Genomic DNA, 17,572 nt, shown 5'->3' with positions numbered 1-17,572 from the left:
GGAATGACCCGCCCCGTCCCGATCCACCATGTCGGCGCGACCGTGCCCGACATCGACGCCGCCATCGACTGGTACACTCGGATCATGGGCTTCCGCCTGATCTCGGGGCCCTTCGACCTGAAGCCGGACCCGAAGGGCGGCGATCAGGCCAGCGACGTGCTGGGGCCGAAGTTGAAGCACCTGCGCATCGCCCACATGGCGACCGGCAACGGCGTCGGCTTCGAGCTGTTCCAGCCCATCGACCCACCCTTCCAGCCGAGGGAGCACATGGTCGAGTTCTGGCGCGGCGGCTTCTTCCATATCTGCGTGACCGACCCGGACGTCGCCGGTCTTGCCGCGCGCATCGCCGAGACCGGCGGCCAGCAACTCAGCCAGGTCTGGCCGGACCGCCCGCCCGACGCCAGCTTCCTGATGTGCTACTGCGCTGACCCGTTCGGCAACGTGTTGGAGATCCACTCCCACGCCTACGAGCACGTCCAGGGCCACCGCTGAGGCTGAGGTTCAGGCCGCGAGGTCGCGCCGCATCGTCGCCATGCCGTTCCGCCGGGCCAGTTCCTCGTAGCCGGCGGAGTGGTAGGCGTTCAGCGCCGGGGCGTTGTCGAGTTCCACCTTCAGCGTGATCGACAGCGCCCCGAGTTCCCGCGCCGCCTGCTCGACCAGTGCGGTCATCTGCGCACCCGCACCGCCGCGTGCCGCCTCGTCGACGTAGACATAGGTCAGATGCCGCACCTCCGGCCCGACACCGACGCGGAGCGCGAAGAAGCCGACCTCATTGCCCGCGCCGTCCAGCAGGTAGAATGAGGCGTCGTCCATCTCATGCAGCCATTTCTCCTGCCATTCGAGCGCGTCGAACGGGTGCTTGGCGTTGGGATTGACCAGCGCCAGGTCCTCGGGGTCGGTCAGCATCCGTCCAAGTGGGGTCAGGTCGAAAGGCGTGTTTCGGCGCAGGGTGATCTGTTCCATGGGTCGTCTCCGGGCTTCTCGGGTCTGGGGGCGATCCTCCGGCCGCGCTCGGGCCAGATCCTGAAAAACAGGAACGCCGCCCGAAGGCGGCGTTGCGAAAGGGTCGTGCGCCGGATTGGTCTGGGTTCGGCCGGCCGGCGCTCGGCGGCCCCACGCCTGCCTGAGTCGCGCCCGGGTTTCAACCGGGCAGGCAGGACTTTCCCGGACCGCCCTCAGCGCGCCGAAGCGACGTGACCGATCGGCGCAAGCTCCCCGGCCCGCGAGCCGCTCCACAGGCCCGCGCCAAGCAACAGGACGGCGGCCAGGATCACGGCGAGATCGAGAACGCGTTGCGTTGGCTGGGTCATGGCGGCTCCGCTCGGTCAGGTCAGGACTTGCGCAACGCTGATGCCATGGCGCAGGTTCCGCCGACAGCGCGCATCCGGCGGGCGGCGTGGCGCACATGGATCACCCCCTATCCCTTCGTCTAGCGAAGGCGCATGATCTGGCGCGAACGCCCGGCCCGTGCCATACACCGGGCGACACAGAGGAGCCCCTGCCATGACCCTCACCCTTTACGGCCTGCCCACCTGCGACAGCTGCCGCAAGGCCCGCAAGGCGCTGGAAGCCGCCGGCTACGGCGTGGTCTTTCGCGACGTGCGCGCGGACCCGCTTTCCCAGGACGAATGGGCGCCGCTGCTGGCCGAGTTCGGCGACCAGCTGATCAACAGGAAATCGCAGACCTGGCGCAACCTGTCGGACTTCCTGAAGGTGGCCGAGGCCGACGCGCTGCTCGAGGCGCAACCGACGGTGATGAAGCGTCCCGTGATCGTCGGCGACGGGCGCATGACGATCGGCTGGGACGCGGACGTTCAGACCGCCTGGAGCGTCTGAGCCCAAAAACATAGGTTTTCTGCTATACTTGCCGCGCGCGCCCCACGGCGCGTGCGTCACGAGTATGGGAGGACTACATGAAACCGGCAGCACTCTGCGCGATCGGATGCCTTGTCGCGGCCCCGGCCTTTGCCGAAAGCTGGACCGTGAACGCGGTCGGTCAGGCGGACGACATGTCCACGATGCACCAGGTGGCAGAGGGCCACATGATCATGCAGACCCACAGCGTCTACACCGCGATGGTCGATGCCGACCCATCGAACCCGCTGCACGGCGCAACCGGCCCGTGCTTCGGGGCGATGGAGATCAAGCCCCCCGAGATCGCCGGTGACGGCCGCTGCGTCTACACCAGCGCCGACGGCGACATGATCTCGATCGGCTGGCAGGTGACCGGCATGACTGAAAGCGGCGGCAGCACCGGCACCTGGACCCTGATGGGCGGCAGCGGGCGGTTCGAAGGCTCCAGCGGCGGCGGCGAGTTCGAGGTCACCAACGACATGGAAGCCAAGACCGAAACCAACAAGGTCAGCGGCGAGATCACCCTGCCCTGACGAAAACCGCCCGCCGCGTGAAGCGGCGGGCGCAGTCCCCTAGCCTTAGGGCGTGTACCAGATCGGCGAGGTGTAGGCCCGCTCGGTGGTGATCATCGGTACATCTTCCGACATCTCGATCCCGAAACGCTTGGCCTCGTAAGCAGTCCAGCGCGGTGTGGGGATCTCGATCACGCGGGCATAGTAGAACGCGGACAGGCTCGGATCGAATTCGGGATCCTCCCAGACGCCGATCAACTCTCCTGCCCCGATGGTGTTTGTCCAGGTCGCGTTGGCGACGTCGACCGTGTTGCCCACCTCCGGCAGCTTGCCGTCGGCGTCGAGTTCGCGGTCGCCGCTCCATACGACATTGTGGATCTTCTCGTGCGTCTCGCCCTCGGCATCGACCCAGCCCTTCACGATCTGGATGCGATCGAGATTGCCTGAAATCGCGTCCTTGAGCGCAAGAACGAGGAACGAAGGCGCCTGCCCCTCGGGCGCTGCACCAAGGTTCCCGCCCATCGGAACGCCCTTCCGGTAACCCGCATCCGCCGGCAGGCGGCTCAGGGCATCCTCCTGGGTGAAGTCGTACCCGCCGAAGAAGCGCACCATCATGCGCGAGCCGGTCGTGGCATATGTCTCCTTGCGCATCATCGCGTCGAAGATCGCCGCGCGGGTATTCTCCTTGGCCCAGACCGCGCCAAGGCCGCCGGCCGCCTGCTTCCAGCCATAGATCGTCAGGTCCGGATCCGGGGCCTCGATCACGACATGCTCCCAGCGGCCCGGCTCGGGCTCTACGCCGGAGTGCTTGCCGAAGAAGTTGTCCTCCTGCGCGGTCGCCATGCCGGTATGGGAATCGGTCGCGCCGACCATGCCGAACTTGAACGGGTTGATGCCCAGGTCCTGCTCGATCTTCATGCCACGCTTCAGCGCCTCGCGGGCGTACTCCCCGGCGAGCATGTCGGGCTCCTTGACCTCGGTGCCGTTCAGGTTGGCCGCGTCCCAGGTATCGTAATCGGCGAACTCGTCATCGGGGCTGAGGAACGGGTGCGCCTCGCCGTCGCCCTTGATCTGGGTGGCCTCGTAGAGCGGCTCGAACCGTGCACGGGCTTCGGCGATCTCGGCGGTGAGCGGCGAGCCGTCATAGGCGTTCATCGAGAACATGCGCCCGTTCGACAGGTTGCCGTTGTGGGCAATCGCAAGAACCTCGCCCCCGGTCCGCGCTTCGTATTCCGCAAGGAAGTCCCAGAGGTCCTCGGGATTCTTGCTGTCGTACTGCGAGAACGGCCGGGTCTGGCTCGCCCGGAACATGCCGTCGCGAAAGAGGACGTTCCGGTGCAGGTTGTTCGCCCCCTCGGTCGTGTACTCGTAGCCGATGATGGCCGAGAAGACGCCGGGCTCGTTGTAGCGCTCCGCGAGGGCGGCATAGCTCTCCCACGCGTGCTTGATCGCCTTCGGATTGTCGATCGGAGGTTCCTCGTCCGAGAGCGAGGCGACGATCTCCATCGCCGTGTCGAACGCAAGCTGCGGATCGCCGGAAGTCAGCGCCTCGTACCATGCGCGCCCCTGCTCGGTGGAAAGCACCTGCGCATCGCCCGCCAGAAGCTGCGGCATCAGCCCGTACATCTCGGCATGGTCCGAAACGACAAGCCAGTCGAGCGGTCGGGACAGTTTGGCCCGCAACCCGTGGGTGGTGGTCACCTCCTCGCCCCGGGCAAACCTGAAGGCCTGCTCCTGTGTGAGCCGGGTCATCGTCCCCGCATCGACCGAGACAGCGGTATGCAGGTGCGAGTCGCCCCAGAGCGGCCGCTGCGGGAAGTCCCGTCCGGCGTAGGGCGAGAACTCGTCCGGAGCGAGGACGGTTTCGGTGTCTTCCTGTGTCGTGGAATATTCCTGCGCCGAGGCGCCGATCGGCAGCAAAGCTGTCGACATTACCAGCGCCGCGAGAGTGGCGTGCCTCGCGTTTCCAGATTTTCCGGCCATGTTCTTCTCCCCTTTTTTCTCCCTCGCCGATTTGGTTGTCGGCGCACAGCGCTCGCGCTTCCGCTGCCCGCGCAGGGTAACCCGAAGTGCCTTTCCGGAATAGTTCATGGCTGACGAATTTGCCTGTAGCTGCACACCTTCAAGTCATTAGGGAAGCATTTACACTCTTTTCATCATAAATTTCATTGGCTTAAGGGGGTTTTCACGATGAAATCCCCAATTTTCACGCCCCACCCTACGCTCGACCGGCCCGCTATGGCGACCTATACTCGGGTAGACCCCGTATCGCAGGATCGCCCGCAGATGACCGGACAGACCATCAACCTCCGCCGTGCCCGCAAGGCCCGCGCCCGCGCCGAGAAACGCGCCCGGACCGAGGCCGAGACCCGCGCGTCGGCCCTGTCCTCCGGGACCGAGGGCCGGCAGGCCAAGGCCGAGAACAAGCTGAACGTGCGCCGACTCGAGGCCCACCGCCGGGACGAGGAGACGTGAGCGAGGCGCCCCGGATCGACTATGCCCCGCCCCGCAAGCGCTCGCTGACGCTGCGTGGGCACCGGACCTCGGTCTCGCTCGAGGATCCGTTCTGGCGCGCCTTCCGGCAGATCGCCCGCGACGAGGGCAAACCGCTGAACGTGCTCGCCGCCGAGATCGACGCCGCACGCGGCGTGGACAGCGGTCTTGCCGGCGCGATCCGTCTGTTCGTTCTGGCCCGGTTGCAGGAGCGTGCTAGAACCAAGGAGACCGAGGGGGAGGTTTCACGATGAAATGGCAGGGACGGCGCGGCAGCCGAAACATCCAGGACCGACGCGGGATGCCCGGTGGACGCGCCGGCGTCGGAGGGCTGGGCCTGATCCTGGTGATCGTGATCGGCGCCTTTCTCGGCCTGGACCTGACCCCGCTGATGCAGGGCGGCGGTGTCGGCACCGCCCCCGAGCCGACCGGCCCCAACAGCATCGACGACCGCACCGAGGAATTCGTCAGCGTCGTTCTTGCCGACACCGAGGAAGTCTGGGGCGACGTGTTCCAGAACTCCGGCCTCAGCTATGCCGAACCGACGCTGGTGCTCTATTCCGGCGTGACCAGCTCCGCCTGCGGCACCGCGAACGCCGCCGTCGGGCCGTTCTACTGCCCCAACGACCAGCGGATCTTCCTCGACACCGACTTCTTCCGGGTTATGGAGCAGCGCCTCGGCGCGAGCGGCGATTTCGCCTATGCCTATGTCATCGCGCACGAGGTCGCGCATCACGTGCAAAACCAACTCGGCATCCTCGGCCAGGTGAACCAGCAGCGCGCGCGCCTGCCGCAGGCGCAAGCCAACGAGTTGTCGGTGCGGATAGAATTGCAGGCCGACTGCTATTCCGGCATCTGGGCCCGCGAGGCGCAGGAGCGCTTCGGCAGCCTCGAACGCGGCGATATCGACGAGGCACTGAACGCCGCCGCCCAGATCGGCGACGATACATTGCAGAAGGCCTCGCAGGGCTACGTGGTGCCGGACAGTTTCACCCACGGCAGCAGCGAGCAGCGACAGCGCTGGTTCTACACCGGCTACGAGACCGGCGATCCGCAGCAGTGCGACACGTTCGGCACCAACCGCCTTTAGCGGTCAGCGCGGGGTCAGTTCAAGCCAGATACCGGATTCCGAGCGCACCGTGAGGTGCTGCACCGGGACCGGGACTTTCCCCTCGACCGGCTCGAACCGGTACGCGCGCAGCAGCAGCGCCAGCAGGATCACGCCCTCGATCATGGCAAAGCCCGCGCCGGTGCAGACCCGGGGGCCGGTCGAGAACGGCATGTAGGCCTCGCGCGCTGTGGCCCGCGTCTCGGGCGTCTGCCAGCGGTCGGGATCGAACACATGCGGCCGGTCCCAGATCCGTTCGTGCCGCTGGATATGCCAGGGCGAGAGGATGCACATCGAGCCGGGCCGCACCTTGCGCTTGCGGAATGTCTCTTCCCGGCGCGCCTCGCGGACCATCATCGGCACCGGCGGGTAGAGCCGCAGCGCCTCGCGGAAGACGTCGCGGATGAAGCCGAGCCTGCGCATGTCGCTGAACTCGGGCGTCCCCTCCCATGCCTTGGCGGCCTCGGTCGCGGCGCGCTCCTGCACCTCGGGCTGGCAGGCCAACAGGTAGAGCGTCCAGGCGAGCGCGCTGGCCGAGGTCTCGTGCCCTGCAAGGAAGAAGATCGCGACCTGGTCAGTCATCTCCTGCGCGTCGAAGATCTCGCCGGTCTGCGGATCGGCGGTGGTCATGATCTTCGTCGCAAGGTCGTTCGGCGCGGTCCCGGCGGCAATCTCCTTCTGCCGGACCTCGATGATGTCGGTCAGCACGCCCCGGATCTTCCCCGCCGCCTGCGCCGATTTCGACGAGCGGAAGCGCGGCACCCAGTTCGGCATCTTGAGCAGCGCCGGGAAGGTCATCAGCGGCTGCGCGCGCTGGTAGTCGCGGAAGCCGTAGAACACCTGCCGCGCCTTGTCGTCGGTGATCGGGATCGAGAACAGCGTGCGGAAGATGACGTCGGCGGCGGCGTGGGCGGTCTCGAACTCGATCTCGACCGGTTTCGCAGTGTCATGCTCGCCAAGGCGCGCGACACAGGCCTGTCCGGCCTCGACCATCGCCGGGAAGATCTCGCGCAGACGGCCGCCCTCGAATGCGGGGTCGATGATCCGGCGCTGGCGCTTCCACTGCTCACCGTTGGTCACGAAGACCGACTCGCCCAGCAGCAGTTTGAGCGTGTCGCCGATGATCGGGGATTTCGGGAAATCGTCGGGGCGACCTTCCAGAATTAGCTTCACGATATCCGGCTGGTTGATGGTGAAACTGTCGAAGAACACCGCCCGCTGCTGCGCCATCCACGCGCTGTAAAGTCTGCGCGGCTGCGAGGAGAACATGTCGCGGCGCGCCAGCCGCAGCCGGGTCAGGATCGAAGCGTTCTCGGGCCGCGTGCGCGGCATCGGAGGGGTGAAGTCGTCGCTCATCAGAAGTCCCGATACCGGCTTGCGGGCCGCGTGATAAGCCCCTTGCTGGACTTGCGCGCCCCATAGCGCGCCATCAGCGTCTGCGGCCCAGCGGTGATCTGAAAATAGTCGTAATCCCGCGGCCGGTCGAAGGCGTAGAGATACTGGAAGTGCATCCGGAAGATGGTGAACTCGGGCGAGGCCCGGAGTTCCTCGGAGAGCGCCAGCTTGTAGGCGGCCGAGAACACGACCGGCCAACGCTTCTTTTCGGGCGCAGGATCGACGCCGGTGGTGGCGACGGGGTCGGACAGCGCAAAACACATACCGTCCGAGGGGGCGGAGACCTCGACCCAGGCCAGGTGATCGGTCTGCGCCAGCAGGTTGAGGCTGGACCGCATCCACTGTGCGCGCGGCAGGAAGCTGATCATCTGGGTGACCGGGCCGATGCCCATCAGCGCCAGCTTGCCCTCGGGCACCCTGCCCGCGCGCAGCAGCTGGGCGCAGACCTCGACGCCGATCCCCGCCCCGGCGGAGTGGCCGACGATCAGCACCTCGTCCACGTCGCTTTCCAGCGCGGCGGCGACCTTCTCGGCAAAGTCGCGGGCGCGCTGGTCCAGCCCCGGCGGATAGCCGCCCCGGTTGTAGCCGATGAACGCGTAGGCGAGCACGAGATAGGTGATGAAGAACTTCTGGTCGTAGCGCCGGAACAACCACATGCCGACCCAGACGCCCGCGAGGGCAAGTGCGACCGTTGCCCACCACGGGACGGGCACCGCAAGGCCCAGCAGTGCCGATAGGATCAGCCCGACCGCAAGACCGGCCAGCGGAGCGAGAATGTAAAGCGCGAACGGATAGAGCGTTGTGAACAGCATCACCGGGCGGGTGCGCGCGATGGCACCGAAGGCCCCGGCGGAGAGATAGATCCAGAGCGTCCGCAGCATCAGCCAGTAGGAGGACAGCACCGACTTGGTCAGGCTGTCGCGGACCAGGTCGTTCCACTTGAGATAGTCGATGGTCGCCTCGGTCTCGACCCCGTCGATGGTGGCGCGGGCGCCCCAGCGGTAGGTGCCCTGCTCGGATGCGAGGGACTGCATCTCGATCCCGTAGCCCGAGATCGCGGCCTGCTTGGCGGATTCGGCGCGGTAGATCTCGCGATAGCGGCGGCCACCGGCCGGATCATGGCCGGGGATGTAGAATACATGCCGCTTGCGCACGGTGCGCGCCGGATCTGCCGCCATTCGCCTGCCTCTTCGTTGGCGCGCAGATTAGGCGGGCGGGTCCGGAAGGGAAAGGGCGGATCAGCCGATCAGGCCGAGCGCCGGGAAGGTTTCCAGCAGCCAGAACGAGAACTTGCTGAAGAGCCCGGTCACGAGCATCACGCCGACGACGACCAGCAGGCCGCCAGTGACCTTCTCGATCGTGCCCATGTGGCGGCGCAGGCGGGTCATCGCGCCCATGAACCGGTTGAGGAAGATCGCCGCCAGCAGGAAGGGCACTCCGAGGCCCAACGCGTAGACGCCCATCATCGCCACGCCCCGGCCCAGCGTCGCGTCCTGGATCACCAGCGACAGGATCGAGCCCAGGATCGGGCCGATGCAGGGCGTCCAGCCGAAGGCGAAGGCAAGGCCCATGACATAGGCCCCCATCGCGCTGCCGCCCCGGTCGCCGGCGTCGAACCTTGCGTCTCGGGTCAGGATCGGGATGCGGAAGACGCCCAGAAAGTGAAGGCCGAAGACGGTGATCACGAGGCCCGCAGCGATGGACAGTTCGCGTTGCCATGAAAGCAACGCGCTGCCGAGCGCCGAGGCGGCGAGGCCCAGCAGGATGAATACCGTTGAGAGACCCAGCACGAAGAAGATCGCAGCCGTGACGACGCGCGGATCGACACCGCGCCGTTCCTCTTGCTCGGTGCCGAGGGTCGTGCCAGCCATGTACGCGAGATACGGCGGCACGATTGGCAGCACGCAGGGCGAGAGGAAGCTGAACACGCCGGCGAGCAGCGCGATGAAGAGCGCCGGGGCGAGCGAGCCGTCGATGACGTCGATTCCGAACATTTGGGCCTTTCCGGTTCCGGGTCGCGCCACTGTTACGCGGCATGGGCAGGCGCGTCATCCGGCGAAACGTCACAATCCCGTGGACAAGCGTTACACGTCGCTTTAGGCGGATTCCATGGATTGGGATGCCGAACTCGATGCCGCCGGGCTGCTGTGCCCCCTGCCTGTGCTGAAGATCCGCAAGCGGCTGATGCCGTTGGCGCAGGGACAGGTCTTGCGGGTTATCACGGACGATCCGGCCGCGCTGGTCGATGTGCCGCATTTCTGTACCGAGCAGGGGCACGAGTTGCTCGACAGCCGCGAGGACGGGTTTCCGCGCCAGCTGTGGCTGATCAGGAAGGCATGACCGTCGCCGTTGCGGGCAAGACAGTCGGCACGTCCGCGATCTCGACCAGCAGGGCTGCGTACATCACTCCGGTCGCCACCAACACGAAAGCGTGCCAGATCGTGTTGTGGAATGGCAGAGCCTCCCACAGGTAGAAGACCACGCCAACCGTGTAGATCAGCCCGGCGGTCAGCATCAGCGCAAGGCCCGCCGGCGTCAGGCTGGAGAGCAGCGCGTCCCCAGCGAAAACCCCGGACCAGCCCATCAGCAGGTAGAGCGCCAGCGCCAACGGGATCGCCCGGTTGGGCGCCAGCACTTTCAGCGACAGGCCAGCAAAGGCCGCACCCCAGATCGCGATCAGCAACGGCACCGCTCCGGCGAGAATCGCGAACGGCGTGTAAGTGCCTGCAATCTTGACGTATATCGCCGATTGATCGAGCCGGCGCAGCGTGTCCTTCCACTCCTGCCACGGCGTCATATGATACGCGGCCGAGGCCGCCAGCATCAGCAGCAGGCACAGGCCGTACACGATGGCGCCGATCCGCACCTCGGGCTCGGCCCGCCAGAGAAAAGCCAGTGTGACAAGCACCGCGGCCGCGGCGATCGCCGAGACCACACCGACTATGTGAATTGCTGCATCAGAAAGGCGCTCGGCCCGGGAATAGTCCCGGAACACGACCTGCCTTTCCTCGAACAAGGTCTTCATCACACACCCCCACCTATTACCCCGAGGTTATGATAGCACAAAATCGGCTAAATGCTCGTAACGGTGGTGTAACTTTCGTTAACAAGCGCACTCCGAAAGCGGGTTTCCGGCGACCATGCCCGCTATTCCGCCGCCGCACGCGGCGCTTCGGGCGGCCGGCGCAGCGCGGCGCGGAGCTCCTCGCGGCGCGTTTCGGCAGCCTTGGCGGCCCGCGCCTTCACCGGGCCGAACCCCCGGATCTGGAGCGGCAACTCGGCAAGCGCGCGGGCGATGTCGGCATGCCCTTCGGGCCAGTTCGCCAGCAGCCCGTCGATCTCGGCCTCGTAATCGCGGATCAGAGCCCGCTCCATGCGCCGTTCGGAAGTGTAGCCAAACGGGTCGAACGGCGTGCCCCGAAGTCCTTTCATGCTTTCGAGCACCCCGAAAAGCCGCATCACCCACGGACCGAAACGGCGTTTCTTCGGTCGGCCATGCGCGTCGGTACCGCCCAGGATCGGCGGAGCGAGGTGGAAATGCATCTTACGAACGCCGGTGAACTCCGCGTCGATGGCCTGCTGCAGCGTCTCGCGGTGGAGGCGCGCAACTTCGTATTCGTCCTTGTAGCTCAGGAGCTTGTGATAACCTTTTGCCACGGCTTCGGCGAACTCGGCATCGACCTTGGAGGCACGATCCACAAGCGCGCGATATTTCTGAGCAAGGGGGGCGTTCTGGTATTTCGCCAGATGCTCGGCCCGGCGGTTGACGATTTGCTCGGTGGTCTCCGGTTCGGCCTGCGCGGCGTGGCGCTGCAGCTTGCGGACGGCATCGGGTTCGACCACCGCCCAGCGGCCAAGCGCGAAGGCGGTCTTGTTGCCCTCGACCGCAGCGCCGTTGATCTCGATGGCTTTGAGCAGCGCCTCTTCGGAAAGCGGTACCATGCCCGCCTGCCAGGCGGCGCCCAGCATCAGCACGTTGGCGAAGATCGCATCGCCCAGTACCTCGGAGGCGAGTTCCGTCGCTTCCAGCGCGGTGATTGCCTCGTCCCCCAGCCGCGCCCGCAGGCTGACACCGAGCTGGTCGGTGGGCAGGCGGAAACCCGGATCGCGGGTGAAGGCGCCGGTCATGGTTTCGTGCGAGTTCAGCACGGCTCGGCTGCGGCCTCGTGCCAATAGGCCAAGCGTCTTGGAGCCCGCCGCCACGACAAGATCGCAGCCGATCAGCGCATCGGCCTCGCCGGTCGCCACGCGGATCGCGTTGATGTCGTCCGGTTGCTTGGCGATGCGGCAGTGGATGTGCACCGCGCCGCCCTTCTGGGCGAGGCCGGCCATCTCCATAACGCCGGAGCCCTTGCCCTCGAGATGGGCGGCCATGCCGAGCAGCGCGCCGACGGTGACGACACCGGTGCCGCCGACGCCGGTGATGACGATGTTGTATGTGCCGTCGATGACCGGCACCTGCGGCGCGGGCAGATCGGGCATCGACAGCGCCTTGGGTTCGGCCTTGCGGACCTCGGCGCCTTCGAGCGTCACGAAGCTGGGGCAGAATCCGCGCAGGCAGCTGTAGTCCTTGTTACAGGCGGACTGGTCAATACGCCGCTTGCGCCCGAACGGGGTTTCCTCGGGCAGGATGGCGACGCAGTTCGACTGCACGCCGCAATCACCGCAACCCTCGCAGACATCGGTGTTGATGAAGACGCGGGTATCCGGGTCGGGGAACGCCCCGCGCTTGCGGCGGCGGCGCTTCTCGGCGGCGCAGGTCTGGATGTAGATGATGGCCGAGACGCCCTCGACCTCGGGCATCTCGCGCTGGACCTGCATGAACTCCTCGCGCGGGCGCATCGGGACTTCCGAAGGAAAACTTCGCAGGTCGATTTCCTCTTTCGGATCATAGACTCCCACGACCTTCTTCACGCCCATCGCCAGCAACTCACGGGCGATCTGCTGGGGTGAGAGCGCGCCCTCGTTGGGCTGACCGCCGGTCATCGCGACGGCGTCGTTGTAGAGGATCTTGAACGTGATGTTGGTCTTCGCGGCCAGCGCCGCGCGGATCGCCTGCACTCCCGAGTGATTGTAGGTTCCGTCGCCGAGGTTCTGGAACACATGCTTGCGCTTCGAGAACGGCGCCTCGCCGACCCAGTTCACGCCCTCGCCGCCCATGTGGGTGAAGCCGGTCGTCTCGCGGTCCATCCACTGCACCATGTAGTGGCAGCCGATCCCGGCATAGGCGCGGGAGCCCTCGGGCAGCGTGGTCGAGGTGTTGTGCGGGCAGCCGGCGCAATACCAGGGCAGACGCGCGGCGATGTCGGGGGCGTTGTCGGCGGCGGCGGCCTCGTCCAGCAGGGCCTTGCGGGCGGTGATGTCCGCATCGGCGATGCCCTCGGCAGCCAGCAGGCCGCCAAGCTTGCGGCCCACCATCACCGGATCGAGCGCGCCCTTGACGGTGAAGACGACCTCGCCCGTTTCGGTCTTCCAGCCGATCACGCGACGACCGCGCCGGTCGTTGAAGATCGCCTCCTTGATCTGGACCTCGATCAGCTTGCGCTTTTCCTCTACGACGATGATCAGGTCGAGCCCTTCAGCCCATTCCTTGAAGCTGCGCTCGTCGAGCGGCCAGACCATGCCGACCTTGTAAGTCGTGACACCAAGCGCGCGGGCGCGGTCTTCGTCGATGCCGAGCAGGTCCAGGGCGTGAACGGTGTCGAGCCAAGCCTTGCCGGAGGAGACGATGCCAATACGCGCCCCGGCCTGCCCGTGCACCCGCTTGTCAAGTTTGTTCGCGCGGCCAAAGGCTTCGGCGGCGAAGCGCTTGTGATCGTGAAGCCGCGCCTCCTGCGCGGGCGGCGTATCGCCAAGGCGGATGTTGAGCCCGCCCTCGGGCATCTCGAAATCGGTCGGGGTGACGATGTTCAGCCGGTGCGGGTCACCGTTGACGACCTGGCTGACCTCGATCGTGTCCTTGATGCACTTGAGCCCGACCCAACAGCCGGAATAGCGCGACAGTTCCCAACCGATCAGGCCGTAGTCCAGAACCTCCTGCACGCCGGCGGGGCTGAGGATCGGCATGAGCGCGTCCACCAGCGCAAACTCGGAATGGTGCAGGACGGTGGAGCTTTCGCCGGTGTGATCGTCGCCCATGCAAACCAGCACCCCGCCCTTGGGCGAGGTTCCGGCCATGTTGGCGTGCCGGAAGACATCGCCGCAGCGGTCGACGCCCGGCCCCTTGCCGTACCACATGCCAAAGACGCCTTCGTGCGCGCCCTCGCCCCGAAGCTCGGCTTGCTGCGTGCCCCAAAGCGCAGTGGCGGCCAGATCCTCGTTCAGTCCGGGATTGAACACGACGCCCGCGGCATCGAGCTGCTTGCGGGCCTGCATCATCGTCAGATCGACCCCGCCCAGCGGCGAGCCGCGATAGCCGGTAACGTATCCGGCCGTATTGAACCCGGCGGCGCTGTCGCGCGCCGCCTGCATCAGGGGCAATCTGGCAAGGGCCTGGATACCGCTCAACAGCACCTGCTTCTTCGTCAGGTCGTAGCGGTCCTTCAGGGAAACCGACTGCAAACTCATGCGCACCCTCCCTTATTTATCTCGATCATAGGGGCGGGTTGGCACGCGCGGAAAGCGAATTCACGTGATCGGCCGGGCGCGGGACGCGAAAAGAAAGAAACCTTTCAATATGCCCACCTTCTGGCAATATGCGCACTTCCACGGGCCGCGTGACGCATCTTCCTGAAGGCGCCCTGAACGAAAAACGAAGACGAGAAACGACAGGGAGGGACCGATGGACTGGGACAAGCTCAGGATCTTTCACGCCGTCGCCGACGCGGGGTCGCTGACCCACGCGGGCGAGGCGCTGCACCTGAGCCAGTCTGCGGTTTCGCGCCAGATCCGGGCGCTCGAGGAATCGCTGAACGTCACGCTGTTCCACCGCCATGCGCGCGGCTTGATTCTGACCGAACAGGGAGAGCTTCTGTTCGACGCCACCAAGTCGATGCGCAAGCGGCTGGACACGGCGACGGCGCGGATCCGGGACAGCTCGGACGCGATCTATGGCGAGTTGCGCGTGACCACTACCACAGGCTTCGGGACTATGTGGCTGGCCCCGCGACTGGGGCGGCTCTACGAGCGCTATCCCAACCTGAAGATCGACCTGATCCTGGAAGAGCGGGTGCTGGACCTGCCGATGCGCGAGGCGGATGTCGCGATCCGGATGAAGGAGCCGAGCCAGGCGGACCTGATCCGGCGGCGGCTGATGGACGTGGTTATGAAGTTCTACGCGTCGACCGACTACATCAAGTTCCACGGCCAGCCCGAGAAGAAAGAGGACCTTGCCCAGCACCGGATCATCACCCAGAGCCCGACAAGCCGGCAGGTGAGCGCCGGTCTGACCTGGCTGCAACCCTATCTAATGGCCGAGCATGAAAGCCGCCTGACGGTGAACAACTATTTCGGCATCCTGCAGACCGTGCTCAACGGGCTGGGGATCGGATCGCTGCCGCATTATGTGGCGGCTGACTTTCCGCAGCTGGTGAACGTGCTGCCCACCGAAATGAGCAAGTCGATCCCGGTCTACCTCGCCTATCCCGAGGAATTGCGACAGTCGAAACGGGTTGCCGCATTCCGGGATTTCATGATCGAGGAGATCAACGCGTTCAAGAAACGCCATTCGGATATTCTGGAGATACGGTCGGACAGCACAGCCGAGTTCATGTGACCTGTTTGCAGCTATGCGCGAGCAATATGGCGGGTATGCCCTCTCCGGGACACTCCTAAGGTTGTACTGAGAGCCCCCCAGCGCTATATCGAAGGTCGAGGACGCGGCAGCGTTCTCACCTCCCTGTTGGACTTGGGCCGAGCTTATGCTCGGCCTTTTTTTTTTGCGCCGACGCTATCCGCATGGCCCCAGGCGGCTTGCACCGCCTGTCGCATCGCGCGCCTCTTTCCCTTTCTCGCGCACTGCCCTAAGAACACGCCCGTTCCCGCAAGTGGAGAGGACCGGGCCCGTGAGCGACCAACAATCCATGGAAGAGCTTGCCGCAGCGCATGGCCTGTCGGCCGAAGAGCTGGAGCAGATCCGCCGGCTGCTGAGCCGCGACCCGAACCTGACCGAGTTGGGCATCTTCTCGGCCATGTGGAACGAGCACTGCTCGTACAAGTCCTCGAAGAAATGGCTGCGCACCCTACCGACCAAGGGGCCGCAGGTGATTTGCGGCCCAGGCGAGAACGCGGGCGTCGTGGATATCGGAGACGGTCAGGCCGTGGTCTTCAAGATGGAGAGCCACAACCACCCCTCGTACATCGAGCCCTATCAGGGCGCGGCAACCGGCGTCGGCGGCATCCTGCGCGACGTGTTCACCATGGGCGCGCGGCCAGTGGCGGCGATGAACGCGCTCAGCTTCGGCGAGCCGGACCACCCCAAGACCCCCAGCCTGCTGGCGGGCGTGGTCGCGGGCGTCGGCGGCTATGGCAACTGCTTCGGCGTGCCGACCGTGGGTGGCGAGTTGCGGTTCGACCCGGCCTACAACGGCAACTGCCTCGTGAACGCCTTCGCCGCCGGGATCGCGCGGGCGGACGGCATTTTCTATTCGGCGGCCAGCGGTGTCGGCATGCCTGTCGTCTATCTCGGCGCCAAGACCGGGCGTGATGGCGTCGGCGGCGCGACGATGGCCTCGGCCGAGTTCGACGACACGATCGAGGAAAAGCGGCCCACGGTGCAGGTGGGCGATCCGTTCACCGAAAAGCGCCTGATGGAAGCCTGCATGGAGCTGATGCAGACCGGCGCGGTGATCTCGATCCAGGACATGGGCGCGGCGGGATTGACATGCTCGGCGGTGGAGATGGGCGACAAGGGCGATCTGGGAATCCGGCTGGACCTCGAGAAGGTGCCGGTGCGAGAGGCCAACATGACCGCCTACGAGATGATGCTGTCGGAAAGCCAGGAGCGGATGCTCATGGTCCTGCGCCCCGAGAAGGAGGCCGAGGCCAAGGCCGTCTTCGACAAATGGGACCTGGATTTCGCCATCGTGGGCGAGACAATCCCCGAGGATCGCTTCCTGATCTGCATGAACGGAGAGATCGAAGCCGACCTGCCGCTGAAGGCGCTGTCGGGCGAGGCCCCGGAATATGACCGTCCTTGGGTCGCATCCCCGGCCCCTGCCCCGCTGGGGAACGTGCCGGAGGTCGATGCGGCCGAAGCGCTGTTGAAGCTGATGGGCAGCCCGAACCATTGTTCGCGGCACTGGGTCTATGAGCAATACGACACCAGCGTCGGCGCGGACACGGTGCGGCGTCCGGGCTCGGACGCGGGGATCGTGCGGGTGCACGGCACCGACAAGGCGCTGGCGTTCACCGCCGACGTGACCCCTCGCTACTGCAAGGCCAACCCCGAGCGCGGCGGCGCGCAGGCGGTGGCCGAAGCCTATCGCAACCTGGTCGCGACCGGGGCGAAGCCGCTGGCGGTCACCGACAACCTGAACTTCGGCAACCCCGAGAAGCCCGAGATCATGGGCCAGTTCGTTGGCTGCATCAAAGGCATCGGCGCGGCTTGCGAGGCGCTGGACATGCCCGTCGTCTCGGGCAACGTCAGCCTTTACAACGAGACCGACGGCAGCGCGATCCTGCCCACGCCGACGATCGGCGCGGTGGGCCTCCTGGCGCAACTGTCCGACGCGATCGGCACTGAAGCCGACGACGGCGACGCACTGGTTCTGATCGGCTCCGAGGGCGGCCATCTGGGCGCTTCGGCCTTCGCACTGGAAGTGCTCGGCGACCGGGGCGGCGATGCCCCTGCGGTGGACTTGCAGGCCGAGCGGGCCGCGGGCGAATTGGTGCTGGCGGCGCGTGATGCGGGCCTTGTGCGCGCGGCGCATGACGTGGCCGACGGCGGCCTCGCCGTCGCGGCGGCGGAGATGGCGCTGGCGGGTGAACTGGGCGTTTCGGTCGAAGTTTCCGGCCTTGGTGCGCTTTTCGGCGAGGATCAGGGGCGCTACCTGCTAGCGACCGGGGATGCCGACGCGTTGCTGGCGCTGGCGGAGAAGCGCGGCGTACCCGCGTCAGTCGTCGGGCGCTTCGGCGGCACGACGGTGACGCTTGGCGAGAAAGCGATTCCGCTGGCCGAGCTGCGGCGGGCGCATCGTGGCGGGCTTGGCGCGATCACCGGCGGTCCCGAGCTTGCAAGCGCCGCGGCCCACGCCTAGATTCACCTGTAATT

At 66.2% G+C, this 17,572-nt stretch carries 17 protein-coding genes; 9 read left to right on the top strand and 8 right to left on the bottom strand.

Translation table 11 applies throughout. The features are described 5' to 3' along the window. Nucleotides 1-3: 3 nt before the first annotated feature. Nucleotides 4-492: a VOC family protein gene (locus ACW9UR_RS22260; protein ID WP_458919271.1), complete on the top strand. Its 489-nt coding sequence runs from the start codon at nt 4-6 to the stop codon at nt 490-492. 9 nt (nt 493-501) lie between these two features. Here ACW9UR_RS22260 and ACW9UR_RS22255 read toward each other — a convergent pair whose 3' ends face one another. Beyond that, on the bottom strand, nt 502-963 hold the full coding sequence (locus tag ACW9UR_RS22255; RefSeq protein WP_458919270.1) for a GNAT family N-acetyltransferase: 462 nt from the start codon (nt 961-963) through the stop codon (nt 502-504). Nucleotides 964-1,175: 212 nt separating this feature from the next. Beyond that, entirely contained in the window at nt 1,176-1,310 is a 135-nt protein-coding gene (locus ACW9UR_RS22250) for a hypothetical protein (RefSeq protein WP_458919269.1), read from the bottom strand. Nucleotides 1,311-1,503: 193 nt separating this feature from the next. Here ACW9UR_RS22250 and ACW9UR_RS22245 point away from each other — a divergent pair, with 193 nt between their 5' ends. Then, nucleotides 1,504-1,836, top strand: coding sequence for an arsenate reductase family protein (locus ACW9UR_RS22245; RefSeq protein WP_458919268.1), 333 nt, complete (start codon nt 1,504-1,506; stop codon nt 1,834-1,836). Nucleotides 1,837-1,913: 77 nt separating this feature from the next. Beyond that, nucleotides 1,914-2,387, top strand: a complete 474-nt coding sequence (locus ACW9UR_RS22240; RefSeq protein WP_458919267.1) for a hypothetical protein — start codon at nt 1,914-1,916, stop codon at nt 2,385-2,387. 45 nt (nt 2,388-2,432) lie between these two features. Here ACW9UR_RS22240 and ACW9UR_RS22235 read toward each other — a convergent pair whose 3' ends face one another. Then, nucleotides 2,433-4,349 carry a DUF3604 domain-containing protein gene (locus ACW9UR_RS22235; protein ID WP_458919266.1) on the bottom strand — a complete coding sequence of 639 codons (1,917 nt, stop codon included), beginning with the start codon at nt 4,347-4,349 and terminating at the stop codon, nt 2,433-2,435. A gap of 303 nt (nt 4,350-4,652) precedes the next feature. Here ACW9UR_RS22235 and ACW9UR_RS22230 point away from each other — a divergent pair, with 303 nt between their 5' ends. From ACW9UR_RS22230 to ypfJ, 3 genes are read left to right on the top strand one after another with little or no spacing between them, the layout of a single operon-like run. Then, entirely contained in the window at nt 4,653-4,841 is a 189-nt protein-coding gene (locus tag ACW9UR_RS22230) for a hypothetical protein (protein WP_458919265.1), read from the top strand. 14 nt (nt 4,842-4,855) lie between these two features. Next, nucleotides 4,856-5,113: a ribbon-helix-helix domain-containing protein gene (locus ACW9UR_RS22225; protein ID WP_458919298.1), complete on the top strand. Its 258-nt coding sequence runs from the start codon at nt 4,856-4,858 to the stop codon at nt 5,111-5,113. Beyond that, nucleotides 5,110-5,949 carry a KPN_02809 family neutral zinc metallopeptidase gene (ypfJ, locus tag ACW9UR_RS22220; protein ID WP_458919264.1) on the top strand — a complete coding sequence of 280 codons (840 nt, stop codon included), beginning with the start codon at nt 5,110-5,112 and terminating at the stop codon, nt 5,947-5,949. Before ACW9UR_RS22225 ends, ypfJ begins: the two co-directional genes overlap by 4 nt. 3 nt (nt 5,950-5,952) lie before the next feature. On the opposite strand, the gene ACW9UR_RS22215 is transcribed toward ypfJ, so the two are convergent. The 3 genes from ACW9UR_RS22215 to ACW9UR_RS22205 are packed head-to-tail and all read right to left on the bottom strand — an operon-like array spanning nt 5,953 to nt 9,356. After that, on the bottom strand, nt 5,953-7,323 hold the full coding sequence (locus tag ACW9UR_RS22215) for a cytochrome P450 (protein ID WP_458919263.1): 1,371 nt from the start codon (nt 7,321-7,323) through the stop codon (nt 5,953-5,955). After that, the gene (locus ACW9UR_RS22210; protein ID WP_458919262.1) at nt 7,323-8,540 is read right to left on the bottom strand and encodes a hypothetical protein; all 1,218 of its coding nucleotides are present in this window, start codon (nt 8,538-8,540) and stop codon (nt 7,323-7,325) included. Before ACW9UR_RS22210 ends, ACW9UR_RS22215 begins: the two co-directional genes overlap by 1 nt. A 60-nt stretch (nt 8,541-8,600) precedes the next feature. Then, nucleotides 8,601-9,356 (bottom strand): cytochrome c biogenesis CcdA family protein, encoded by a 756-nt coding sequence (locus tag ACW9UR_RS22205; protein ID WP_458919261.1) that lies wholly within the window; start codon nt 9,354-9,356, stop codon nt 8,601-8,603. Between the two features lie 115 nt (nt 9,357-9,471). Between ACW9UR_RS22205 and ACW9UR_RS22200 the strand changes: the two genes are divergently transcribed. Then, nucleotides 9,472-9,702, top strand: a complete 231-nt coding sequence (locus ACW9UR_RS22200; RefSeq protein WP_458919260.1) for a sulfurtransferase TusA family protein — start codon at nt 9,472-9,474, stop codon at nt 9,700-9,702. Here the strand turns inward: ACW9UR_RS22200 and trhA are convergent. Together trhA and ACW9UR_RS22190 are read right to left on the bottom strand one after the other, a co-directional pair. Then, a complete protein-coding gene (gene trhA / locus ACW9UR_RS22195) occupies nt 9,689-10,387 on the bottom strand; it encodes a PAQR family membrane homeostasis protein TrhA (protein ID WP_458919259.1) in 699 nt (232 codons plus the stop codon). The genes ACW9UR_RS22200 and trhA overlap by 14 nt on opposite strands. A gap of 122 nt (nt 10,388-10,509) precedes the next feature. Next, the gene (locus ACW9UR_RS22190; RefSeq protein ID WP_458919258.1) at nt 10,510-13,929 is read right to left on the bottom strand and encodes an indolepyruvate ferredoxin oxidoreductase family protein; all 3,420 of its coding nucleotides are present in this window, start codon (nt 13,927-13,929) and stop codon (nt 10,510-10,512) included. 214 nt (nt 13,930-14,143) lie between these two features. Between ACW9UR_RS22190 and ACW9UR_RS22185 the strand changes: the two genes are divergently transcribed. Further along, nucleotides 14,144-15,076, top strand: coding sequence for a LysR family transcriptional regulator (locus ACW9UR_RS22185; protein WP_458919257.1), 933 nt, complete (start codon nt 14,144-14,146; stop codon nt 15,074-15,076). Between the two features lie 307 nt (nt 15,077-15,383). Further along, nucleotides 15,384-17,558, top strand: coding sequence for a phosphoribosylformylglycinamidine synthase subunit PurL (purL, locus tag ACW9UR_RS22180; RefSeq protein WP_458919297.1), 2,175 nt, complete (start codon nt 15,384-15,386; stop codon nt 17,556-17,558). Nucleotides 17,559-17,572 lie beyond the last annotated feature (14 nt).

It is taken from the genome of Halovulum sp. GXIMD14794 (assembly GCF_054457455.1).
The sequence above is the reverse complement of the archived record's forward strand: the minus strand, read 5'-3'. Positions and strand labels throughout refer to the sequence as shown.